At 59.0% G+C, this 24,747-nt stretch carries 18 protein-coding genes; 11 read left to right on the top strand and 7 right to left on the bottom strand.

Translation table 11 applies throughout. From position 1 onward, the window contains the following. Entirely contained in the window at window positions 1-1,206 is a 1,206-nt protein-coding gene (fes, locus tag ACB496_RS05680; protein ID WP_371974644.1) for an enterochelin esterase, read from the bottom strand. Window positions 1,207-1,462: 256 nt separating this feature from the next. Here fes and ACB496_RS05675 point away from each other — a divergent pair, with 256 nt between their 5' ends. Together ACB496_RS05675 and entD are read left to right on the top strand one after the other, a co-directional pair. Continuing rightward, window positions 1,463-3,715, top strand: coding sequence for a TonB-dependent siderophore receptor (locus tag ACB496_RS05675; protein WP_100777281.1), 2,253 nt, complete (start codon window positions 1,463-1,465; stop codon window positions 3,713-3,715). A gap of 52 nt (window positions 3,716-3,767) precedes the next feature. Next, entirely contained in the window at window positions 3,768-4,424 is a 657-nt protein-coding gene (gene entD / locus ACB496_RS05670; RefSeq protein WP_371974643.1) for an enterobactin synthase subunit EntD, read from the top strand. An 88-nt stretch (window positions 4,425-4,512) separates the two neighbouring features. Here the strand turns inward: entD and ACB496_RS05665 are convergent, their stop codons facing one another. Then, a complete protein-coding gene (locus ACB496_RS05665) occupies window positions 4,513-5,235 on the bottom strand; it encodes a GNAT family N-acetyltransferase (RefSeq protein WP_371974642.1) in 723 nt (240 codons plus the stop codon). 213 nt (window positions 5,236-5,448) lie between these two features. On the opposite strand from ACB496_RS05665, the gene ACB496_RS05660 reads away from it, so the two are divergent. From ACB496_RS05660 to ACB496_RS05635, 6 genes are all read left to right on the top strand, one after another. Next, on the top strand, window positions 5,449-7,017 hold the full coding sequence (locus ACB496_RS05660) for an ABC transporter substrate-binding protein (RefSeq protein WP_102104217.1): 1,569 nt from the start codon (window positions 5,449-5,451) through the stop codon (window positions 7,015-7,017). Between the two features lie 106 nt (window positions 7,018-7,123). Beyond that, the gene (locus ACB496_RS05655) at window positions 7,124-8,146 is read left to right on the top strand and encodes an ABC transporter permease (RefSeq protein WP_371974641.1); all 1,023 of its coding nucleotides are present in this window, start codon (window positions 7,124-7,126) and stop codon (window positions 8,144-8,146) included. Beyond that, on the top strand, window positions 8,146-8,979 hold the full coding sequence (locus ACB496_RS05650; RefSeq protein ID WP_102104219.1) for an ABC transporter permease: 834 nt from the start codon (window positions 8,146-8,148) through the stop codon (window positions 8,977-8,979). Before ACB496_RS05655 ends, ACB496_RS05650 begins: the two co-directional genes overlap by 1 nt. After that, entirely contained in the window at window positions 8,972-9,796 is an 825-nt protein-coding gene (locus ACB496_RS05645; RefSeq protein WP_102104220.1) for an ABC transporter ATP-binding protein, read from the top strand. Before ACB496_RS05650 ends, ACB496_RS05645 begins: the two co-directional genes overlap by 8 nt. Beyond that, window positions 9,783-10,487 (top strand): ABC transporter ATP-binding protein, encoded by a 705-nt coding sequence (locus ACB496_RS05640; RefSeq protein ID WP_102104221.1) that lies wholly within the window; start codon window positions 9,783-9,785, stop codon window positions 10,485-10,487. Before ACB496_RS05645 ends, ACB496_RS05640 begins: the two co-directional genes overlap by 14 nt. 368 nt (window positions 10,488-10,855) lie before the next feature. After that, window positions 10,856-11,311, top strand: coding sequence for a hypothetical protein (locus ACB496_RS05635; protein WP_371974640.1), 456 nt, complete (start codon window positions 10,856-10,858; stop codon window positions 11,309-11,311). 55 nt (window positions 11,312-11,366) lie between these two features. On the opposite strand, the gene ACB496_RS05630 is transcribed toward ACB496_RS05635, so the two are convergent. Further along, window positions 11,367-11,846 carry a cold-shock protein gene (locus tag ACB496_RS05630; RefSeq protein WP_107704088.1) on the bottom strand — a complete coding sequence of 160 codons (480 nt, stop codon included), beginning with the start codon at window positions 11,844-11,846 and terminating at the stop codon, window positions 11,367-11,369. A 257-nt stretch (window positions 11,847-12,103) separates the two neighbouring features. On the opposite strand from ACB496_RS05630, the gene ACB496_RS05625 reads away from it, so the two are divergent. Further along, complete coding sequence (locus ACB496_RS05625) at window positions 12,104-13,225, top strand: YbdK family carboxylate-amine ligase (protein WP_371975210.1); 1,122 nt, start codon at window positions 12,104-12,106, stop codon at window positions 13,223-13,225. Here ACB496_RS05625 and ACB496_RS05620 read toward each other — a convergent pair. The 3 genes from ACB496_RS05620 to ACB496_RS05610 form a co-directional block, all read right to left on the bottom strand. Beyond that, window positions 13,212-16,310, bottom strand: coding sequence for an efflux RND transporter permease subunit (locus ACB496_RS05620; RefSeq protein ID WP_371974639.1), 3,099 nt, complete (start codon window positions 16,308-16,310; stop codon window positions 13,212-13,214). The genes ACB496_RS05625 and ACB496_RS05620 overlap by 14 nt on opposite strands. Window positions 16,311-16,319: 9 nt before the next feature. After that, a complete protein-coding gene (locus ACB496_RS05615) occupies window positions 16,320-17,399 on the bottom strand; it encodes an efflux RND transporter periplasmic adaptor subunit (RefSeq protein ID WP_371974638.1) in 1,080 nt (359 codons plus the stop codon). Between the two features lie 80 nt (window positions 17,400-17,479). Beyond that, window positions 17,480-20,173, bottom strand: a complete 2,694-nt coding sequence (locus ACB496_RS05610) for a cation-transporting P-type ATPase (protein WP_102104225.1) — start codon at window positions 20,171-20,173, stop codon at window positions 17,480-17,482. A 499-nt stretch (window positions 20,174-20,672) separates the two neighbouring features. Here ACB496_RS05610 and ACB496_RS05605 point away from each other — a divergent pair, with 499 nt between their 5' ends. After that, window positions 20,673-20,921: a DUF1158 domain-containing protein gene (locus ACB496_RS05605; RefSeq protein ID WP_100777296.1), complete on the top strand. Its 249-nt coding sequence runs from the start codon at window positions 20,673-20,675 to the stop codon at window positions 20,919-20,921. Here the strand turns inward: ACB496_RS05605 and ACB496_RS05600 are convergent. Continuing rightward, window positions 20,907-22,475 (bottom strand): alpha/beta hydrolase-fold protein, encoded by a 1,569-nt coding sequence (locus tag ACB496_RS05600; protein WP_100777297.1) that lies wholly within the window; start codon window positions 22,473-22,475, stop codon window positions 20,907-20,909. The two genes, ACB496_RS05605 and ACB496_RS05600, sit on opposite strands and share 15 nt — an antisense overlap. A gap of 123 nt (window positions 22,476-22,598) precedes the next feature. On the opposite strand from ACB496_RS05600, the gene ACB496_RS05595 reads away from it, so the two are divergent. Beyond that, a complete protein-coding gene (locus ACB496_RS05595) occupies window positions 22,599-24,743 on the top strand; it encodes a TonB-dependent siderophore receptor (protein ID WP_371974637.1) in 2,145 nt (714 codons plus the stop codon). The last annotated feature ends 4 nt before the right edge of the window (window positions 24,744-24,747 follow it).

Below are 24,747 nucleotides of genomic sequence, written 5' to 3'. Positions count from 1 at the left end.
TTAGTGAATGAGTGGCTGCCAGAGGGTGATAAGCCCCTGCGTCAGCCCGCCACGCCAGCAAAGCGCATCATGTCCGCCGTCAACCTGACGCCAGAAAATCGACTGCTGTGTGTGTTGTAGTTGGGCGTAAATGGCCTGATTGGCCCGGAAAATCAGCGGCTCGCGCTGGCCCGCCTCAAGAACGATGCGAAGGTTTTGCGCGGATTTTTCACCCGCTTTGAGTTGTTCAATAAGCAGCCCGTCCTGCTGCGCGCCGCGATGCGGCCACCAGTAGGAACCCGACTGGCTGAGCACGCAGCCAAAACGCTGCGGCCAGTTAAGCCCCGCGTACAGAGAGGACAGGCCGCCAAAACTTTGCCCGGCGACGACCGTGTGGTCAACTCGCGCGCTGAACGGCGCGATGGCGTGAATCTGCGGGAGTAATTCTTCCTGCACCGCCAGCCAGAAATCGGGGTTGCAGGGCAGCTCGCGGCTGCGATGGGCGGTGTCGATCACATCAATGAGCACGTAGACCGCAGGAGGCAGTTGCCCCTCGTTTGTGAGCGCCGTCAGGGCAGGCCAGACGGGCATACTTTCGGCCCAAAACTGGCCGTCGAGAAGAATTGCCAGCGGACGCTCGGCTGCGCTCTCCTCGCCCGTGGTGAAGATCCACACCCGGCGCGCATTCCCCAGACGCGAGCTGTGCCACTGAATGCAGTGCGGCGCAGAAAACGGCGTTTCGGGATGATTCCATCCAGGCTGAACGGGCGCATTCGGCATCTCCAGCGCCGACACCGGATGGCCGCGTCCGCCGCGCCAGCTCTGGGCATTCAGCGGATCGGCAATCGCATTTGGCAGCAGTTTGCGCCAGCCCTCACGCAGCGCCATGCGATCGGGCGCGTCGGCGGTGAAGACGGTTTGGTCGAAATCCTGGGCATTATCGGAGGGAATAAAACAGTAGCTGCCGCGCCACTCAGGGCTGAATTCCCCCTGCCACTGCCAGACGTCGGTGTCGGGAAGGCGCGTGAGCGACTGGGGACGCGCATTTTGATGGTGATCCGTGACGCCAGTGATGTAGATCCACACCCGCTGCACCGTCGAGGTTAGTTGCGTTCCGCCGGGATCGCGCCACCAGAAAGTGACACGATAATTATCCCCTTCGCGGACCGCTTCCGGCCCTTTTTTTGACTGCCACCAGGCATCACTTCCCGTTGTTAGCGCCGTCACCCGTTTAACCTCATGTTTTTCGCGTCTTTTTTGTTATATGACAAAAATTATTGATAATATTATTGATAACTATTTGCATTTGCAATAGCGTAGTGCCCGCGCTGTGGGAAGCGCGCTCATAAAATAACCATGCCACGCATTGTGTGCGCTCGAGGACAGGGCTGCTTACGCAACGTGCCGGTGATAATTCATGCCGCCTCCTCTCCCGTTAGGGAATGGAGCCAAGGGGACGCGGCAACGAAAAGCAGGACGTACAATGAATAAGAAGATTCACTCCCTGGCCTTGCTGGTCAATCTGGGGATTTACGGCGTGGCCATGCCAGCCATGGCAGACGACAAAACCACCAGCAGTGCCGCGCACGAAGATACTATGGTGATCACCGCCGCCGAGCAAAACCTGCAGGCGCCGGGCGTTTCAACCATCACGGCTGATGAAATTCGTAAAAATCCTCCCGCTCGCGACGTGGCCGAAATCATTCGTACCATGCCAGGCGTTAACCTGACCGGTAACTCTACCAGCGGTCAGCGCGGTAACAACCGCCAGATTGATATTCGTGGCATGGGCCCGGAAAACACCCTGATTCTGATCGACGGCAAACCCGTCACCAGCCGTAACTCCATCCGTCTCGGCTGGCGCGGCGAGCGTGATACGCGCGGCGACACCGGCTGGGTACCGCCTGAGATGATCGAGCGCATCGAAGTCATTCGTGGCCCGGCGGCCGCGCGCTACGGTAACGGCGCAGCGGGCGGCGTAGTGAACATCATCACCAAGAAATTCGACAACCAGTGGCATGGTTCGTGGAACACCTATCTGAACGCGCCGGAGCATAAAGACGAAGGCTCCACCAAGCGCACCAACTTCAGCCTGAGCGGCCCGCTGGGCGGCGATTTCAGCTTCCGTATGTTCGGTAATCTGGACAAAACCCAGGCCGACGCATGGGATATCAACCAGGGCCATCAGTCCGACCGTACCGGAATGTATGCCGATACCCTGCCGGCCGGTCGTGAAGGCGTGGAAAACAAAGATATCAACGGCGTGGTGCGCTGGGACTTCGCGCCAATGCAGTCCCTGGAATTTGAAGCGGGCTACAGCCGCCAGAATAACCTCTACGCGGGCGATACCCAGAACACCAACAACGACAACAGCTCGAACGGGCTGGTGAAGAAGAATTACGGCAAAGAGACCAACCGTATTTACCGCCAGAACTGGGCGGTGACCTGGAACGGCGGCTGGGATAACGGCGTGACCACCAGCAACTGGGCGCAATACGAGCACACCCGTAACTCGCGTCTAGGCGAAGGGCTGGCGGGCGGTCTGGAAGGGCTGTTCAACAGCGACAAATTTACCGATACGGATCTCTCCGACGTCACCCTGCACAGCGAAGTTAACCTGCCGTTCGATTTCCTGGTCAACCAGAACCTGACTCTGGGGACCGAGTGGAACCAGCAGCGCATGAAGGATTACGCCTCTAACTCTCAGACCCAGCAGGGCGGCGCGATCCCTGGCATGAGCGACGATCGTAGCCCGTACTCGAAGGCGGAGATCTTCTCCCTGTTCGCCGAAAACAACATGGAGCTGACCGACAGCACCATGCTGACCCCGGCGCTGCGCTTCGATCATCACACTATCGTGGGCAACAACTGGAGCCCGTCCCTGAACCTGTCGCAAGGTCTGGGGGATGATTTCACGCTGAAGATGGGTATCGCCCGTGCGTATAAAGCGCCGAGCCTGTACCAGACCAACCCGAACTACCTGCTCTACAGCAAAGGCCAGGGCTGCTACGCCAGCGGCGACGGCGTCGGCTGTTACATGATGGGTAACGACGATCTGAAAGCCGAAACCAGCATCAACAAAGAAATTGGCCTCGAGTGGAAACGCGACGGCTGGCTGGCGGGTGCAACCTGGTTCCGTAACGACTATCGCGACAAAATCGAAGCGGGCTATGCGCCAATCGGCCAGACCTCTACCGGCAAAGTCTCCACCGATATTTACCAGTGGGAAAACGTGCCGAAAGCCGTCGTAGAAGGGCTGGAAGGCTCCTTAAACGTGCCGGTGACGGATGCGGTCAACTGGACCAACAACATCACCTACATGCTGCAAAGTAAGAACAAAGAGACCGGCGATCGTCTGTCGATCATCCCGGAGTACACGCTGAACTCAACCCTGAGCTGGCAGGTACAACAGGATGTGTCGGTGCAGTCGACCTTCACCTGGTACGGCAAGCAGCAGCCGAAGAAATACAACTACAAAGGCCAGCCGGTGAGCGGGTCTGAAAAAGACGAAGTCAGCCCGTACAGCATCGTGGGCCTGAGCGCGACCTGGGACGTGACCAAATACGTCAGCCTGACCGGCGGCGTGGATAACGTCTTCGACAAACGCCAGTGGCGTGCAGGTAATGCCCAGACCACCGGGAATGCCACCACGGGCGCGTACATGTACGGTGCAGGTGCTTACACCTACAACGAACCGGGTCGTACCTGGTACATGAGCGTTAACACCCACTTCTGATAGACTGTAAGCCCTCTTCCATCGAAGGGGGCTTTTTCTATCAGGGGGACCGATGCACACCACACACAGCCTGCTGACACTCGGCGGCGTCTCGCTTCACCGCATCGATTTCGATCCCTCCACCTTTGATCACGCCGATCTGCTCTGGCTGCCCCATCACGCCGACCTCAACCACGCCTCTGCCAAACGCAAAGCGGAACACCTCGCCGGACGCATCGCCGCCGTCCAGGCGCTCCAGCCCTTTGGCATCACCACGGTGCCCGGTATCGGCGCGAACGGCGAACCGCTGTGGCCAACCGGTTTTGCGGGCAGTATTTCTCACAGCGGCACCCAGGCGCTGGCGCTGGCGGTGCGCCGCGACACCGCGCTGGTGGGGATTGACTGCGAAGCGCTGATTGCAGAAAAGGAAGCCGTAGAGATTCAGGACGGGATTATCAACGAGCAGGAAAAGCGTGTTCTGCTAGGCGCGGGATATCCGTTTGCCCTCGCCCTGACGCTGGTCTTCAGCGCCAAAGAGAGCCTGTTTAAAGCCCTGTTCCCGCGCGTTAACGCCTATATGGGTTTTGACAGCGCCTGCGTGACGGCGATGACTCGCAGCACGATCACCCTGTCGCTGGCTCGCCCGCTGGCCGGTTTTTCGCACAACCACGCTTTTCACCTTCACTGGTGCCAGCAAAACGTCGGCGTCATTACTTTGCTCTGCGAATAATTCGCCTCAGCGTTAACCCGCCTTCCCTGTTACTTTCAAAACCCGCTATTTATTTCTTCGTTAAATAGCATGGAGCCGACCGCGCAGTTTAGCGGGGACTATCCTCCGCAACCCCTTGCCTGAACGCTTCCAGACGCTGGATCTGCCGCCCTTCGCTGTCAAAGTTCTCCGCCGCCAGCCACGCGCGCAGCTCGGCGTCGCGCTCCGACCACTCGGTATTAATGATGGAAAGCATATCGCTGTCGCGGTTGCGCCCTTTGCGGATCAGTTTTTGCCGCAGCCGCCCTTCCCAGACAAACCCCAGCCGCTCTGCCGCGCGCCGCGACGCCACATTCATCGAATCGCATTTCCACTCCACGCGGCGGTAGTGATGTTCGAAGGCATTTTGTAGCAACAGCCAGACCGTTTCCGTTCCTATGGGAGAGTTTTTCATCTTACGCGACCAGGTCACGTGGCCAATCTCCACCGACCCCATCAGCCGCTCAATCGCCATATAACTCACCACGCCAACCGCACGCTCTGAACGTAAATCAATGACCGCGTAAGGCACCAGCGCATCGTCCATCACCTTGCCCAACAGCCAGTGAGCGGTGGCGTCGACGCTCTCCGGCTGTGTGCTGGCAAGCCACGTCCAGTCGCTGTCATCGCCCAGAGCGTACGCGTCAAACAGATCCACGGCGTGCCGCGTGGCGTCCAGCGGCTCCAGACGGCAGAATCGCCCGTTCAGCGGCGTGCGGCGCAACACCGAAGCACCTTTCCAGTGGGGAACAATATCGTTTACGACTTGACCATGTTGATTAATTTCCGGCACGCCCGCGACTCCCTGATATGTAATGCAATTGTTATATCAGGACAAAAAGCAGGCGAAAAGCCCTGCGTGTAGGAAAGCGCTTAATAGCCAATCTGCATGCGTTATATCCCCATGGCATAAGCAAAGCAGAATTTAGACTTTGAGGATTTTCACGGCAGGCCTAACGTAGCGATGCCAAAAACAATCACAACACATTTTCTTTCAGGGATCGCTATGACGAAAAAACTGCTGCCGTTACTGGTATTGGCCGCGCTGTCAGCCGCCGCCAACGCCGCTACTCCGCCGAATACGTTGGTTGTCGCTCAGGGGCTTGATGATATCGTCAGCCTCGATCCCGCGGAAGCCAACGAGCTTTCCAGCATCCAGACCGTGCCGAGCCTGTACCAGCGTCTGGTGCAGCCCGACCGCGATAATCCGGCAAAAATCTCCCCAATTCTGGCGGAAAGCTGGGAAGCAGACGCAGCAGCGAAAACCCTGACCATCAAACTCAAGCCTGACGCCAAATTTGCCTCCGGCAACCCGCTGCGCCCGGAAGATGTGATTTTCTCCTACACCCGCGCCATCACACTGAACAAATCCCCGGCCTTTATTCTGAACGTGCTGGGCTGGGAGCCGGGCAATATCGCCAGCCAGCTGAAAAAAGTGGATGACCACACGCTGCAACTGCACTGGACGGCTGACGTCAGCCCGGCGGTGGCGCTGAATATTCTCTCCACGCCGATTGCCTCTATCGTCGATGAAAAGCTGGTTTCAGCGAATGTGAAAGACAACGACTTCGGTAATACCTGGCTGAAAATGCACTCGGCGGGCAGCGGCGCGTACAAAATGCGCGTCTACCAGCCGCATCAGGCCATCGTGCTGGAAGCTAACGACACCGCCCCTGGCGGCGCACCGAAGCTCAAAAGCATCATTATTAAAAACGTCCCGGACCCGGCCTCTCGCCGTCTGCTGATTCAGCAAGGTGATGCGGATGTGGCCCGCGATCTGGGCGCTGACCAAATCAGCGCGCTGGAAGGTAAAGCGGGTGTGAAGGTGTTAAGCATCCCGTCTGCCGAGCAGAACTATCTTGTGTTTAACGCCGGAAACAGCGCTAACCCGCTGCTGAACAACCCGGCGTTCTGGGAAGCGTCGCGCTGGCTGGTGGATTACGACGGTATCACTAAGGATCTGCTGAAGGGCCAGTATTTTGTGCATCAGAGCTTCCTGCCGGTCGGGCTGCCGGGCGCGCTGGAGGATAATCCATTCAAATTCGATCCGGCCAAAGCGAAAGCGATCCTCGCCAAAGCGGGTATTAAAGACGCGCACTTCACGCTGGACGTGGAGAACAAACCGCCGTTTATCACCATCGCGCAGTCAATGCAGGCGAGCTTCGCCCAGGGCGGCGTGAAGGTGGATCTGCTGCCTGCTGCGGGCAGCCAGGTGTATGCGCGCGTGCGTGCCAAACAGCACCAGGCGGCGATTCGCCTGTGGATCCCGGATTACTTCGATGCACACTCCAATGCCAGCGCCTTTGCCTGGAACGACGGAAAATCCAGCACCGTGGCCGGTCTTAACGGCTGGAAAATCCCCGAGCTGACCAAAGCCACGCTGGCCGCGGTGGCCGAGCCCGATCCGGCAAAACGCCTGGATCTGTACACCAAAATGCAGCAGGAGTTGCAGCATAATTCGCCATACGTGTTTGTCGATCAGGGCAAAACCCAGATCGTGGTGCGCGATAATGTGAAGGGGTACCAGCAAGGGCTGAATGCCGATATGGTCTGGTACGATAAAGTGACTAAATAATCTGCCCTGATGGCCGGGTGGGGTTCGCCTCACCCGGCCTACAACACAGTGAAACGTCGGCCCGGCCAGCACAACGCCGCCGGGCAAAAGGAATAACGCTCTCTCCATGCCACCTCTATCTTCCCACGTGATACGTGTTTTTCAGGGCCTTTTCACCCTGCTCCTCACGCTGTTCGGGCTGCTGCTCGTCACGTTTGCGCTCTCCGCTTTTTCCCCCGTCGATCGCGTCTTGCAGATCGTCGGCGATCACGCCAGCCAGTCGACGTACGATCAGGTTCGTCACCAGCTCGGGCTGGATCAGCCCCTGCCGGTACAGTTCTGGCATTACCTGCTGAATCTGTTTCACGGCGATCTTGGCACCGCCAGCGCCACCGGACAGCCGGTATTACAGGATCTGCTGCACGCATTTCCCGCCACGCTGGAACTCGCCACGCTGGCGCTGATTATCGGCTCCGTGCTCGGAATTATTGCGGGAGTGCTGTGCGCGCGTTTTGCCGGTTCACCGCTGGATCTGATCATCCGCACCCTCACCCTGCTCGGTAACTCGGTGCCTGTTTTCTGGCTGGGGCTGCTCATGCTGGCGCTGTTCTACGCGAAGCTGCAGTGGAGCGCCGGGCCGGGCCGGTTGGACGATATCTGGCAATACACCGTGGAGCCGCGCACCGGTTTTGCGCTGATCGATACCTGGCTTTCAGGGGACCGCGAGGCGTTTAAAAATGCCCTCAGCCACCTGGTGCTGCCGGTGCTGCTGCTGGCCTACTATTCCCTGGCGAGCATCACCCGCCTGACGCGCTCGGCGTGCCTTAGCGAAATGAACAAAGAGTACATCCTGCTCGCGCGCGCCAAAGGTGCCGGAGAGATGGCGATTCTGCTGCGCCACGTGCTGCCCAATATTCGCAGCACGCTACTGACGGTAATCGCGCTGGCTTACACCAGCATGCTCGAAGGGGCTGTGCTGACCGAAACCGTCTTTTCATGGCCGGGCATTGGCCGCTATCTCACCACCGCGTTATTCGCGGGCGATACTACCGCCATCATGGGCGGTACGCTGGTGATTGGCGTCTGTTTTGTGCTGATAAATAATCTGACCGACCTGCTTGTGCGGGCCACCGACCCCAGGGTGCGCTGATGCCTTTTTATCTTTTTCTGCGCCGACTGCGCCGCTCTCCCGCTGCGTTCTGCGGGCTTATCGCAATCGTTCTATTGCTGCTGATCGCGCTGTTTGCTCCGTGGCTCGCTCCGCTCGACCCGAACTGGCAGAACGCGGCGGCACGCCTGCAGGCACCGAACGCCACGCACTGGCTCGGCACGGACAGTTTCGGGCGAGATCTGCTCTCACGCCTGATCTACGGCAGCCGCCCCGCCCTTGGGCTGGTGGCGCTGGTGACGATCATTACCCTGCCCACCGGGCTGCTGATCGGGATTTTGTCCGGCTACTACGGCGGCTGGCTGGAGCGCGTGCTGATGCGTTTTACTGACGTGGTGATGTCGATGCCACGTCTGATCCTCGCCTTTGCCTTTGTCGCCATGCTCGGCCCTGGCCTTGTGAACGGCGCGCTGGCGCTGGCGCTCACCACCTGGCCGGCCTATGCGCGTCAGGCCCGGAGTGAAATTCAGCGTCTGCGTCACAGCGATTATCTGGCGGCTGCCGAGATGATGGGCATTCGCGGCGGGCGTCTGTTGCTTGGGCATATTCTGCCGCTCTGCCTGCCGTCAGCGATTGTGCGACTGGCGCTGGATCTGGCGGGCATTATTCTGGCCGCCGCCGGACTGGGGTTCCTGGGTCTGGGCGCGCGTCCGCCGATGGCCGAATGGGGCGCGATGATCGCCGACGGCATGCAGGTGATTTTCGATCAATGGTGGATCGCCGCTATTCCTGGCGGCGCGATCCTGTTCGCCAGCCTGGCGTTTAACCTGCTGGGCGACGGCCTGCGCGACATTCTGGAGCCGCAACATGACTGACTCCCGCGTTATCGTCGATGCGCTGAATATCGACTACCCCGCCGCGCGTGTGGTGAACAACCTGAGTTTTACCCTCGGCAACGAACGGCTGGCGTTAGTGGGCGAATCCGGCTCCGGTAAATCCATGTCGGCCAGGGCGCTGATGGGCCTGGTACGCAGGCCCGGCGTGGTCAGTGCCCGGCAGCTTAACGTGCTGGGCCACGATCTGCTGACCATGAGTAATCGCGGCTGGCAGCGCCTTCGCGGCAACGGCATTGCGATGGTGCTACAGGACCCGCGCTATGCGCTCAACCCGGCCAAAAACGTCGCCGCGCAGCTCGAAGAGTCGCTGACGCTGCATCAGTCTCTCTCCCGCAAGGAGCGGCAGGAGCGTATTCGCGACATCATCCACGCCGTCGGGCTGGAGCAGAGCGTGCTGACGAGCTATCCCGGTGAACTCTCCGGCGGGATGGGCCAGCGGGTGATGATTGCCATTGCGCTCATCAATAATCCGCAGGTGCTGATTGCCGATGAACCCACGTCGGCCCTCGACGCGCGTCTGCGCAATCAAATCCTCGAACTGCTGGTGAAGCAGTGCGAGGAGCGTCAGATGGCGATGTTACTGATTAGTCACGATTTACCGCTGGTGGCTGAACATTGCGACCGCGTGCTGGTGATGTATCAGGGCGAAAACGTCGATGAGATGACCGCGCGGGAACTGCCGCAGGCCACGCATCCCTACACCCGCACGCTGTGGACCTGCCGCCCGGATGCCAGCACCTATGGGCAAATGTTACCGACGCTGGATCGCAAGGAGATACACCATGGCACTCGTTGATGTCCGTCAGTTGCAGGTGGCGTTCGGCGAAAAAACGGCGGTATCGTCGGCCAGCTTTGCCATCGAAAAAGGGGAAACTTTCAGCCTTATCGGGGAATCCGGCTGTGGAAAATCAACCATTCTGCGCGTGTTGGCCGGGCTACAACGTCAGTGGCGCGGCGACGTGACGCTGCTCGGGGAAAACCTGAAACCCGACGCCCGGTTTACCGGCGCGCTGCGGCGCAACGTGCAGATGGTATTTCAGGATCCGTGGGCGTCCCTGCATCCGAATCACACCCTTTCACGCACGCTGACTGAGCCGCTAAAAATTCACGGTGAAACACAGATTGCAGAGAAAGTAGCCGACGCGTTGCAGCAGGTGGGGCTGTCGGCTGACGCGGGCCAGCGTTATCCGCATCAGCTGTCTGGCGGCCAGCGTCAGCGCGTGGCGATTGCCCGCGCCCTGTTGCTTCGCCCCCAGCTCTTGCTGCTGGACGAACCAACCTCGGCGCTGGATATGTCGGTGCAGGCGGAGATCCTGAATCTGCTGAACCGCCTGAAACAGCAGCACGGTATGACCTATCTGCTGGTGAGCCACGACGCGGATGTGATTGCGCATATGTCAGACCGCGCGGCGTTTATGGCGCACGGCGAGATTCAACGGGTCTTTGATCGTGAAGCGATGCGAAACGGCGAGCACCGGATGGGGTAGGTTTTGCGTGGGCGAGTGTGTGCCCTTTCAGGCCGGCTACCGCCCGGCATCTGTTTTCTGGAAAGCGCCTCGCAAATCGAAAAGTAACCTTGTGAAACTCAGGGTTTAGCCTTTTATTTGCCCTTCCTCGGTCGTAAAGTGCCTGCGTTGCGGTTTATCCGCGACCGGGCGTAGGAACCCGTTGGCATAAAGCGATAACTTTTTTCGCGACAGCGCATACCCCGTTAACTTACGGTGGCGCTGGCGGAGCAGCAAACGCTGGCCGTTTTCTTTGTGCACGGTATTCCTACCTCCGTCAGCGCTGCCCCTCCCTGAGCGCAGGGACTTACAGGGTGGTCAAATAATTTCATGCATAATGAGGATGCCAAATGGCTATTATCCCAACCCTGTTTTACGCGCAATCTGACGAAAGCGTTATTCAGCAGCTTCTCAACGCCCCGCTCCCGCAAACGGCGGATTTATTCCAGGTGGCCGATCTCTGCGCCTCATTTGTGTGCGTGCTGGTCGAAACCCACGACAGCAAAACGCGCGAAGCCTTGTGCGAGCGTTTACTGCAAGCGCTCAATCAGCTGCGCGAACTGTGCGATAAAGATCTTCCACCGTACCTGATTGAGCAACTGATCAAAGGCGAGAAAATCAGCTCAAACGTGCCGGATCTGTGGCAAGAAACCGCCACGCTGTTGGATTACATTCAGGCGCTAACGAACGCTATTCTGGCAGGGACTCTGCCACCGAATGTGGCAAAAGAGTTAACGGGGCTGCTGCATGATATGGTCTGGCTGCTGACCGATTTTGTGAAGGAGCCGTACATCACGGCGCACTGAGGCAGGAGTGAGGCCGAAATTCTGCTGATGAATGGCACAGAATTTCGGCACAGGATCACTTGAGGAGTTTCACCGTGGCCTCGATGTCGATCTCATCTTCAGAGAAGATCAGCGTCGTCCCCTGGAAGGTGGTGATCGCCAGTTTCTTCACCGAGCGCATCTCACCCGGTTTCGCCGCAGATTTCGGACGGATATTGTTCAGCAGCAGGCCAACGGACAGGATCGCATTTTCTTTATCGATGCCCGAGTCCGCAGGCACTTCTTCGCTGTAGACCAGGAAAGATTTAATCGACGTCAGCTTAATACGCTCGCCCGCGATATAAATGTATTTGCTTTCCGGCACCACTTTCACCGCATACGCGGACAAGCCTTTGTTGTTGGTCGTCGGTTCAAACGTGACCGCCGCGTCTTTCTTAATCAGCTCAGGATTGGCAACCTTGATCACATGAAAATACCGGTTGTCACCGTTTTCATCTTTGATAAATCCAAAGCCTTTATCTTTAAACCACGTTGTGATCGTTCCGTTCATCGCCATTACCGCCTGATTAATCGTTTATCAACACAAATTTTGCAGCGCGCAGTGTAAAGCACATTGCCTGCGCAGACTACGTCTTTGGGTTAAGTCTGGACGATAAATTTGTGGGATGCGAGTCCATTACCCGGTGGGGAAGTTGCTTGCACGGGCCTACGCATCGCATACGTAGAAAATTGGGTAAGGCACTGCCACTTCCGCCATGCCGCTAAGGCCAGGAGATGTCTATACTCATTTCATCCCCGCAACCGGAGCGCGCCATGCCCCTACCCGATTTCCATGTATCCGACCCTTTTACGCTGGGTATTGAACTCGAACTGCAGGTGGTGAACCCGCCGGGGTACGATCTCAGCCAGGACTCTTCGGCGCTGATTGCCGCCGTGAAAAACGATATCAAAGCCGGTGAAGTTAAACACGATATCACCGAGAGTATGCTCGAAATCGCCACTGGCGTGTGCCAGGACATTCATCAGGCGGCAGCGCAGTTTTCCGCGATGCAACAGGCGATCCTGCGCGCGGCGGCGGATCAGCATATTCAGATTTGCGGCGGCGGCACGCATCCGTTTCAGAAGTGGCAGCGTCAGGAGGTGTGCGACGACGAGCGCTACAACCGCACGCTGGAGATGTTTGGCTATCTGATTTTGCAGGCGACGGTTTTCGGCCAGCACGTTCACGTCGGTTGCCGGAACGGTGATGAGGCGATTTACTTGCTGCATGGCCTGTCGCGCTTTGTGCCGCACTTTATCGCTCTCTCCGCCTCGTCGCCTTACATGCAGGGCAGCGATACCCAATTCGCCTCCTCGCGGCTCAATATTTTCTCGGCGTTTCCGGATAACGGCAAAATGCCGTGGGTGAATAACTGGCAGGAGTTCGAAGGGCTGTTTCGCCGCCTGAGCTATACCAGCACCATCGACAGCATCAAAGATCTGCACTGGGACATCCGCCCCAGCCCGCATTTTGGCACCGTTGAGGTGCGGGTGATGGATACGCCGCTGACCCTGGCGCACGCGATTAATATCGCCGGGCTGATTCAGGCGACGTCGCACTGGTTGCTAACCGAACGTCCTTACAAGCACCAGCCGCAGGACGCCCTGCTCTATAACTTCAACCGTTTTCAGGCCTGCCGCTATGGGCTGGATGGCCTGCTGACCGACGTGAACAGCGGCGAACAGAAAACCATTGCCGAGGATATTGCGTGGCTGCTGGAGCGCGTCGCGCCATCAGCCGATAAGGTGGGCGCGACAAGCGCGATTGCGGAAATTGCCCTGATGTTAAAACAGGGCAAAAGCGAGGCGCAGCGGATGCGGGATTTTATCGCCGACGGCGGTTCGCTGATCTCGCTGGTACAAAAACACTGCGAGCTGTGGACTACTCACCCGTAAGTGAGTGCCCCCACTCGCGCAAACGCTGGAACAGCACGAACAGCGCCGGAATAAAGACAATCCCGACCACGGTCGCCACCAGCATGCCACTGAACACCGTGGTCCCGATGATGCGGCGGCTCTGCGCCCCCGCACCGGAGGCCAGCATCATCGGCAGCACGCCGATAATAAAGGACACGGCGGTCATCATCACGGCGCGGAAGCGGCGCGACGCCCCTTCGCGGGCGGCATCGACAATCGCCATGCCGTCGATGCGCCGCGCGCGGGCAAACTCGACGATCAGAATGGCGTTTTTGGCCGCCAGGGCGATAAGCAACACCAGCCCAATCTGCACGTAAACGTCGTTGGCAAAGCCTGCAACCCACAGCCAGACCAGCGCGCCGCCGATGGCAAACAGCACCGAGAGCATCACGCTTGCAGGCAAGGTCCAGCTTTCGTACTGCGCCACAAGGAACAGCCACGCCATCACCACCGCCGCCAGCACAATCCAGATCGCCTGATTGCCCGTCTGCTGCTCCTGATACGACATACCGCTCCACGCGTAGTCATACCCGGCGGGCAGAGTATCGTTCAGCAACTGGCCCATCGCCGCCATTGCCGTGCTGCTGCTCACGCCTGCCGCCGCCGAGCCGCTCACCGACACCGACGGGAACTGGTTGTACTGCTGCACAAACGGCGCACCGACGGTCGGGGTGATAGTCACCAGATTGCTCAGACGCACGCGCTCGCCGTTATTGCTGCGCACATAAAGCTCGCTGATCTGCTCCGCACGCTCACGCCACTGCATCTCGTTTTGCATCACCACATGGTAAACGCGATTATTAATGCTGAAATCCCCGGCGCGCGTGCCGCCAAAGGCGGTTTGCAGGCTGCTGAAGATACGGCTCACGGGCACATCCAGACGTGCTGCGCGCTCGCGATCCACCTCAAGGGTCAGCTGCGGTACGTTGCTGCTCCAGGTGGTAAACACGCGGGTGAGTTGCGGATGCTGGTTGGCTTTCGCCAGCACCTCGCGGGTGACGCGCTCCAGCTCCGCCGGGCTTTGCCCTGCCTGGGCCTGAATACGCAGATCGAACCCGGAGGCATTACCCAGCCCCGGCAGCGTCGGCGGCGCGAAGGTCATGATGGTCGCTTCCGGCAGGGCCAACAGCTGACGTTGCAGCCCGCCCATCACCTCGTCGAGCGGCGGGCGCTCGCTCCAGTCTTTCAGCATCACGGAGATAAATCCGCCGTTCGAGGCGCTGGTGCCGTTGAGAATATTAAAACCCGATACCTGAATCACATCCGCCACCGCCGGATTGGCGGCAATCAGCTCGCGCGCCGTCGTCATCACCGCTTCGGTGCGCTCCAGGGACGCCGCCTCCGGCAGCTGGACGCTGGCGAAGAAGTAGCCCTGATCTTCCTGCGGCAGGAACCCTTTTGGCATGGCGGTAAAACTCAGCGCCACGATGGCCGCCGCACCGGCAGTCGCCAGCAGTGCCACCACAGGGCGACGGTTAAAGACCTCCACCAGACGGGTGTAAGCCTGCCGCGTGGCGTCCAGCGCCCGGTTAAAGCCGCGGAACACCGCCGCAGGACGCCCGACGCGCGGGCGCAGCAATAAGGCGCACAGCGCCGGTGTAAGCGTCAGGGCCACAATACTTGAAAGGGTTACGGCGGTGGAGAGCGTGACCGCAAACTGGCGATACAGCTCGCCGACAATCCCCGGCAGCAGCGCCACCGGCACGAACACCGCCAGCAGCACCAGGGTGGTGGCGATCACCGGCCCGGCAATCTGACGCAGGGCGTTGGCCGTCGCCTCCGTGCGGCTTTGCCCCTCCGCCATCAGCGTTTCGACGCTCTCGACCACCACAATCGCGTCATCCACCACCATGGTGAGCGCCAGAATAATGGCGAACAAACTCAGGGTGTTGGCCGAATAGCCGAGCGTGTAGAGCACCGCGAAGGTGCCAATCAGCGACACGGGGATTGCCAGCACCACAATCAGCGTCGCGCGCCAGCTTTGCAGAAACAGGGAAACCACCACCACCACGGCAAGCAGCGTCAGGGCCAGTGAGACACCAATCTCTTTGATGGTCGCCGCCACAAACTCGGTGGTGTCGAACTTCACTTCCCAGGTCAGATCCGCCGGGAAGCGTGTGGCGAGCCGCTCAAGCTCGCCGCGCACCGCTTCGGCCACGCGCAGGGCATTAGCCGACGGCGTCGGATAGATGCCTAAGTACGCCGAATCGTGACCGTTCAGCTGCGCGCCAGAGCTGTAACTGCGCGATCCCAGCTCGATGGTCGCCACATCTTTCAGGCGCACCAGTTGCCCCATGTCACCGGCGCGAATAATGATATCGCCAAAGGCGTCGGCTTCGTTGAGACGCCCCAGCCCGTTGATAGTGAGCGTTTGCTGCTGCCCGTTGAAGACCGGCGGCGTTCCCACCTGGCCTGCCGCGCCCTGCACGTTCTGCTCGTGCAGCGCCTGGGCCACATCATCCGTGGTGACGTTGAGAGCGTTCATACGATCCGGACGCAGCCAGATGCGCATGCTGTAGTCGCGCGCGCCAAACAGCTGGACCTGCCCGACGCCCGGCAGGCGTGCCAGGGCTTCGCGCACCTGAGTGCTGGCGTAGTTGCTGACAAACAGCGGCGAATGGGTGCCTTCCGGTGAGTAAAGACTTACCCCCATCATCAGGTTGGTGGCGCGTTTTCGCACCTGGACGCCGTTTTGCTGCGCCTCGGCGGGCAACTGCGCCAAAGCCTGCGCCACGCGGTTTTGCACATCAATCGCCGCCAGATCCGGGTCGGTGCCTGCGGCAAAGGTGATGTTCAGGCTGTAGGCGCCTTCATCGGAGCTGGTCGATTCCATGTACAGCATGTGATCCACACCGTTAAGCTGGGTTTCCAGCGGCGTGGCGATGGCTTCTGCCACATCTGCCGCGCTGGCACCCGGCCAGCTGGCGCTCACATTCACCACCGGCGGCGTGATCTGCGGGTACTGCTCCACCGGAATCAGCCTCAGGGCGATGGCCCCAAGCAGGGTGATCACCAGCGCGATCACCATCGCAAAGCGCGGGCGTTTGATAAACAACGTCAGCATGGTGGCTCCTTAATTCAGAATCTGGACAGCAGCACCGGGCTGCAGTCGCGGTGCGCCGTCAGTGACCACGCGCTCATTCGCCTCAACGCCGCTTTGCACGGTGAACTGCTGGCCCATTTGTCCGCCGAGCGTGAGCGCGCGTTTTTCAGCGTTCCCATCGGCGTTCACTACCCAGGTGAAAAATCCGTCGCCATTTTGTTGTACCGCAGCCGCCGGGATCACCAGCGAATCCTGCTCGCTCTGCGGTCGCAGCCAGACATTCACGTTGCCCCCAGGCAGCAGGCGGTGCTGCGGATTGGCGAATTCGGCGCGCAGCATTACGCTGGCGGTGCGCGGGTCGATACGGTTATCCACCGAGGTCAGGATGCCATTTTCACGCTGCTCGCCGTTCTGAATCTGCGCCAGCCATGCCTGTTTCAGCGCCGTGATATCCGCATGCTGCCCGGCTTTCGCGGCAAATGCCCCCTCTTCCAGGGCGAAGGCAATGCGGATGGGGTCAAGCTGCACCACCTCCACCAGCGGGCCGCTCGATGGATTCACTACGCTGCCGACATGGAAGCGGCTGTGGCCCATACGCCCGTTGATGGGCGAGACTATCCGGGTAAAACCGAGAGTGACGTTTCGCGCTTCGAGACGGGCATTGGCCTGCTCCAGCGCCGCGCGAGCCACGTCGCGCTGCATCTGCGCATTGTCGACGTCATTACGGCTGATAGCATTGCCGGTTTTCAGGCTTTGAAAACGCGTGAGTTGCTGCTGCGCCTGGCGCAGGGTGGCTTCGGCACTTTTCACTTCCGCCTGCGCCAGACGCACCGCCGCACGCGGCTCCGCGTCGTCGAGTTCAAACAGCAGATCGCCCTGTTTGACGTACTGCCCGTCGCGGAAATGGATTTTGGCAATCGCCCCTTCCGTGCGCGCCCGCAGCTCTACCGTATGGATCGCCTCAATGCGGCCAGGGATCTGGCGCTCAGCGGCGTGGGTGGTCTGCTCGACGCTGGCGACGCGCACCGGAATGGCGGCGGCAAGGGCGGTTTGCAGGGTGCAGGAAAGAAGTGCGACCGCCAGAGCGGTGCGCAGGAAGGTGGATTTCATGGGGAAGTCCTCAGGTGATTGTCTCCCTCACCCTGGCCCGCTCCAGTGGAGAAGGTCAGGATGAGGGTGAGGGCAAAAAGTTATGCAGCCTTACGGAACCTGCGGGTCAGTCGCTTCTCAATTTCGACGATGAAGAACATCACGCCAGCCAGCGCCAGGGTAACACCCCAGTAGCGCAGCGGCAGGGCTTCGGTGCCGAACAGCATCTGCATAAATGGCAGGTAGATAATCGCCAGCTGCAGCAGGAACAGCACACCCGTGACCAGCCAGATCCCTTTGTTCGCCAGCAGACCGCGGTTCAGAGAGAAACCATCGCTGTTGCGGCAGTTAATCATGTACACCCACTGCGCACACACCAGCATCTGCAGCAGCACGGTGCGGATGAACTCGGCGCTGTGGCCCCGCGGTGCGAGCCAGGCTTCCAGCGCAAAGGCAGCAATCGCAATCATGGTGCCGACGAAGGCCACGCGCCAGACGGCGAAGGCATCCATCACGTGCTGACCGGTCTGACGCGGCGGACGCTTCATGATGTTGCGCTCGGCGGCTTCAAAGGCCAGGCCGAAGGAGAGCGTGGCGGAGGTCGCCATGTTCATCCACAGAATCAGCACCGGCGTCAGCGGAATAATGTTCCCCGCCAGCAGGGCAATCACAATCAGCAGACCCTGCGCCAGGTTGGTTGGCATAATGAACAGAATCGTTTTCTTCAGGTTGTCGTAGACGCGACGCCCCTCTTTTACCGAGCTGGCGATGGTGGCGAAGTTGTCGTCCGTCAGAACCATATCGGCGGCTTCTTTGGTCACTTCCGTGCCTTTGATGCCCATGGCGATCCCGACATCCGCCTGACGCAGCGCGGGCGCATCGTTCACCCCGTCGCCGGTCATCCCGACGATTTCACCTTTCTCCTGCAGGGCTTTCACCAGGCGCAGCTTATGCTCCGGGCTGGTACGCGCAAAGATGTCGTACTCCACCGCCGCATCCGCCAGCTCGGCGTCGTCCATCTTCTCCAGCTGATAGCCGGTGACAGCCTGCGCGCTGTTGGTGATCCCCAGCATCTGCCCGATGCTCATTGCGGTCTGCGGGTGGTCGCCGGTGATCATCTTCACGCGGATACCGGCCTGCTGACAGGCGTGGATGGCGTCGATAGCCTCCGGACGCGGCGGGTCCATCATCCCGGCGATGCCGAGGAAAATCAGCCCGTTGTTCAGGTCGTCGTGGCTCAGCCCCTGCTGATCGGCCGCCGCCGGTTTGTACGCGGCTGCTACCATGCGCAGCCCCTGGCTGGCATAACGCTCCATCTCGGTTTCCCACCAGGCGCGGTCAAACGCGTCGACACCGTGGCGAGTCTGCTGCTGGTCGCACAGGGCGAAAATCACGTCCGGCGCACCGGTGACCAGGATCTGCTCCTCACTGCCAATCTGGTAGTGGGTGCTCATGTACTTGTACTGCGAGTCGAACGGGATTTTGTTAATCAGGCTGGTGACGACCGGCGCAAGATTGGCTTTGGCGGCCAGCACTTTCAGCGCCCCTTCCGTCGGCCCGCCGGTGATACCCCACAGGCCGCGCTCGTCCTGAATAATCTGGCTGTCGTTGCACAGGTCGATGGTGCGCAGATAGTGCTCCAGCACCGTGCCCTGCTGAACGTGCACCGGCTCGTCGCTGCCGTCCAGATAGATGTTACCCACTGGCTCGTAGCTGTTGCCTTCCACGCGGTAGCAGCAGTCGGCGGTGATAATTGCTTTAACGGTCATTTCGTTCATGGTCAGGGTGCCGGTTTTATCCGAGCAGACCACGGTCATCGCCCCCAGGGTTTCAACGGTTGGCAGCTTGCGAATAATCGCCTTTTTGCGCGCCATCGCCTGAACGCCGAGCGACAGGATAATCGAGATAATCGCTGGCAGACCTTCCGGTACAGAGGCCACCGCCAGGCTGATCAGAGAGAGCAGCAGCTCGCCCATTGGAATGTCGCGGAACACCAGGCTGAAGACAAACAGCGCCGCCATCATCGCCAGAATAATGGCGAAGATCGCTTTGCCGAGTTTGTCCATCTGCACCAGCAGCGGCGTACGGTGCTTTTCAATTCCGGCCATCATCTGGTTGATGTGACCAAGCTCGGTGTCCTGGCCGGTGGCGATAACCACGCCCACACCGCCGCCTGCGCTTACGGTGGTGCCGGAGAACACCAGGTTTGTGCGGTCACCGAGCGATAAGTCGCCCTGCAGTGGATTAGTGTGTTTATCCACTACCGTCGATTCACCCGTCAGAATCGCCTCTTCGACGCGTAAATTATGCGCCTCGATCAGACGCATATCCGCCGGAATACGATCCCCGGCGCGCAGGACAATAATATCGCCCGGCACAATATCCGTGGTTGGAATGGTCTCATGGACGCCGTTACGAATAACTCGCGCATCGCTGGAGAGCATATTGCGAATACTTTGCAGCGATTTCTCCGCATTACTTTCCTGCACATGACCAATTAAGGCGTTGATTACCGCCACGCCCAGAATCACCAGCGTATCCACCCAGTGCCCCATCACGGCGGTTAATACGGCGGCGGCCAGAAGAACATAAATCAGGACGTCATTAAAATGGGCGAGAAAACGCAACCAGGCCGGTTTGCCTTTTTTCTCAGGCAGGGCATTTGGGCCATATTGCTGCAAACGCGCCTGGGCTTCTGCACGGTCCAGTCCGTTGGCGTGGCTCTTTTTTTGCGCCAGTACCTGCTCGATGGTCTGCTGGTATGGCCGATTCTGGGAGTGAGTCTTTTTGGTCATTGATGCAATTCCTTCAATATCCGGTGGACGGAAGCCTGAATTCCTTTCTGGCTTTATTAAATTCATTTTTTATGGCGTTAATTCTTGCGGTGTAAATTGTTCTGCCGCAATATAATTAGCGCCGGCTTATTCAAAACACACATTCAATATTTCGATGAGATGATTTTTACAAAATATTTCTAAACGCAATCTAAACGAGGAGAGAGCATGTTTGGGATTTATCGCGGGCGCCGCCTGGCTTTGTACATAGTTGTTGCCATTGTTATTGCGACGTTAATTGGATACAGCACATATACGTTTGTAAAATTATTCACCTGATGATGACAGTTATTTACATAACCACAGAATAATTGAATTCATTCATTCGAGGTTTAATTAAATCAGGAATATTCCCGGAATAATTATTCTTTTTTTATCAGGAAAGTGAATTTCGGGATGATATTGCTTTACGTTGCAGGATGCCGGACAATAACTTTTTTAACTGACAATTAACATTGATATGAAACACCCGTTAGAATCGCTGTTAACGGCAGGAGGCATTTTGCTGATGGCGCTGCTCTCCTGCCTGTTGCTTCCCGCGCCATCATTCGGACTGGCGCTGGCGCAGAAACTGGTCGCTCTGTTTCATCTGATGGATCTGAACCAGCTTTACACTCTGGTGTTCTGTCTGTGGTTTATCCTGCTCGGCGCCATCGAATTTTTCGTCCTGCGTTTCATCTGGCGCCGCTGGTTTTCACTGACCGCGTAGCCCCGTGAAATCGCGCATTCCGTGGATCAGCGCTTCGCACCAGGCCGCGTAATCGTGGCCGCTGGACCACGGATGGAAGCTCACGCGATAGCCTTTCTCGCGTAACACCTGCTCAAACTTTTCCGTATTGCGATAGATCCCACCGCCCGGCCCGGAGGTTTCGAAGCGCCCGGCCTGCAGCCAGAAGCGAATCGGATACGTCGGCGACTGCTGATACTGACGCGTGAGCCAGCCCGGCGCGTCCTCTTTCGGTGCCCACCAGTACGACCCCGACAAACTCAGCACATTGCCGAACAGATACGGATAGCGCAGCGCCACCCAGGACGACGCAATTCCGCCATAGCTTGATCCCGCCAGCACCGTCTTTTGCCGCTGCAACGCAATCCCCTGCCCGCGCAGCCACGGCAGCAGCTCCTGCGCCATAAAATCGGCGTAATCCGGATTCGGCGGCAACTCTTTACCGCGACGGGCGTGATCGAGGCTATCAATAAATACCACGTTAATCGGTGGCAGGTGGTGGCGGGCGATCAGTCCGTCGAGCACATTGGCAAAATGGTACTCATCCTGGTAAATCTGCCCGTCGAACAGGATCAGCGTCCAGCGTGCGGGCTGTGCGCCGCGCGGTTTGTAAATCATCACTTCCCGCGCGTTACCGAGGATATGACTGGTAAACGGCTGGCGCGTCAGCGAGCCATGGGTAAGCGGCTGCGCGGCGGCCTGCGCTGAACAGTAGCGCGCGGGGCTGAGATCGAGCAGCGAATAGCGGTTCCAGCGATCGGCCTGCTGATCGCCGTAGGTTTGTGGATTGAGCGGATCGGCCTGCGCGCTCACCAGAATGGCGCGGCGCTGATCGCGTGCGCTGCCCTCCACGCGCGGCACGTCCGGTGCCAGTTTGTACTGCATGATCGTATCCGCCGGCACCACGTAGCTGCGGAACCAGACGTCGGTTTTGCCAAGACGAAACAGCGGATCGTGATCGCCTGCGGGCGACCCGAGAAGAAAGACGTTATCCCGCGCGCCGCGCCATAAGAACGTCACGCGCTTGTGGCTGGCATCGACCGGCTCCACCATCGGCGTTCCCTGCCGAATTTGCGCCTGCCAGAACGCATGCGTATCTCCACCGGCAGCAACCGTTTTAGCCAGCGTTTGCAGCGTCGGGCTTTCTGGCTCGAGCATCTGCGTGCGCGGGAGTGGCGACGTCTCTTTCATCCGCCACGTAAAGCGCCACGGCTTGCCCTCTTCCCCGTGCAGCACCAGAGACGTGCTCTGCTGCACCGGCAGCGCAAACAGCAGTGAGTGCTCGCCATCGCTGGGACCTTTTTCAATCAGCGTGCGAATACGGCGGTTTTGCCCGTCCAGCAGCCTGGCATCGGTTACACCGCTCAGCGTCGCGGAAACGTAGTTTTCATCGAGCGCGGGCAGGACGAAACAGACCTCGCCGCTGGCATCGAATTTCCCTTTCTGTTCCCCCTGAATGGAAGGATGCTCGCACGTTGCCGCCAGTGCTGGCAGCGTACTTATCCCTAACAGCAACCCACTCCACGCCCTTTTCATACCGACTCGTTCCCCTGCAAAATTTGTTAGCAACGCTAATGCAAATGGTAATAATTTGCAATATCATCTACGCCGTTATTAGGGTGTTTTTATGGCGATAGCAATTAAGGGATTTTAATAAAAATGTTTAAAAATAATAAGATAATGCAACTCTGGTTGCTGAGTCTGGCCAGCGTCAGCGTGGCGGCTCAGGCAGAAACAAATGAAGAAACGCTTCTGGTCACGCAGAGTGTCAGCCAGGAGCCGACCGCTCCGGTGAAGGGGATCGTGGCGACGAAAACCCTTTCGGCGACCAAAACCAGTGCCGATATTGTGAAGACGCCGCAGTCGGTTTCCGTTATTACGCGCGATCAGATGGAGCAGCTGGATGTCACGTCCGTGTCACAGGCCCTGCGCTACTCCGCCGGGGTGTTTACGGAATACCGCGGCTCGTCCAACCGTAACGATGAAGTGTTCGTGCGCGGCTTCAGCTACGTGCCGAAATTCCTCGACGGGCTGAGCTACGGCGCGACGGCCTCCTCGCAAACCGGCACCGTGGATCCGTGGCTGCTGGAGCGCGTCGAGCTGGTGCGCGGCCCGGCCTCAGTGCTGTTTGGTCAGGTCAACCCAGGCGGACTGATCAGCATGACCAGCAAGCGTCCGACCAGTGAGCCTGTCCACAACGTGCAGTTCCGCACCGGCAATCACGATCTCGCCGAAGGGGCGTTTGATTTCGGTGGCCCGCTCAGCGACGATGGTCGCGTGCTGTATCGCGTGAACGGAATAGCCCGCACGCAGCACAACCAGGTGGACGATTACAAAGAGACGCGGATGGCGATTGCCCCGGCGCTCACCTGGTACCCTAACGATCAGACGCGTTTTACCCTGCTGACCAGCTACCAGAAAGATCCTGACGCGGGCTATCGCAACTTCCTGCCCGCTTATGGCACGGTGACCAGCGCCAACGGGCGCTACATTCCGCGCGACTTTAACGTCAGCGATCCGGATTACAACCAGTCGTGGCGCGAGCAGACGATGATCGGCTACGAGCTGGAACATCAGTTCGCCGATAACCTCACCTTCCGCCAAAACGCCCGCTACGCCTCCATCAAGCAGAAATATCGCTATCTGGTGTACGCCAACAGCGCGGCAGACAGCACGGTGCTGACCCGCCGCGCCCAGCATGAAGAGCGCACCACCAACGAGTTTGGTCTCGATAACCAGCTGGAATCCCTGTTCACTACCGGCGATGTGAGCCATACCCTGCTCGGCGGGCTGGACTATAAAACCAGCAAAGATAAGCAGTTGCTGGAACGCGGGATGGGCAAACAGTACGACCTCGACTGGACGAAGCCGGTATATGGCATCAACGTCGATGAGAGCACGTTCAGCACCGCGACGGACGAGCAGCAAAACCTCGACCAGATGGGCGTCTATTTGCAGGATCAGCTGAGCTGGAATAACTGGGAGTGGCTGGTGTCCGGGCGTTACGACTGGACCGAAGTGCGGACCACCGATTTCACCGGCGGCGCGCCGACCCAGCAGAACGATAACAAGTTCACCTGGCGCACCGGGCTGCTCTATGCGTTCGACTTTGGTCTCTCGCCGTACGTCAGCTACAGCACCTCCTTCGAGCCGAGCCTGCAGACCAACCGTGCACCGGGCGTGGCACCGTTTAAACCGACAACCGGCAAGCAGACGGAAATCGGCCTGAAGTATCAGCCGGTCGATTCCACGCTGATGACCCTGGCGCTGTACGATCTGACCCAGAGCAACGTGGCGACTTACAACAGCGCCCAGGGCTGGTTCGAAAACGCGGGCGAAGTGCGCTCCAAAGGGGTGGAGGCCGAGATTCACTCAACGCTGATGGAGAGCATCAACCTCATCGGGTCGTATACCTACACCGATGCGGAAACGCAGAGCACCACGGTGGCAGGCACCGAAGGCAAAACCCCGGCGCGTATTCCGGCACACATGGCGTCGGCCTTCGCCAGCTACACCGTGCCTGGCGGAGCGCTGAAAAGCCTGACGGCGGGCGTGGGGATGCGCTACATCGGCACCAGCTATGGCGATGCGAAAAACACCTTCAAAGTGGCCTCGGTGGATCTGTATGACGCGATGATGAGCTATGAACTGGGCGAGCTGAACAGCAGCCTGAAAGGGGCCAGCGTGCAGTTCAACGTCAATAACGTGGCGGATACCAAGTATGTGGCGTCATGCGCCAGCGATACGGCGTGTTTCTATGGGATTGGTCGTACGGTGACGGCAACGGTGAATTATCGCTGGTAGTAAG

The sequence above is a fragment of the Lelliottia nimipressuralis genome, from assembly GCF_041464075.1.
GTDB classification, from domain to species: domain Bacteria; phylum Pseudomonadota; class Gammaproteobacteria; order Enterobacterales; family Enterobacteriaceae; genus Enterobacter; species Enterobacter nimipressuralis.
This window is presented reverse-complemented; position numbering and strand designations above follow the sequence as displayed.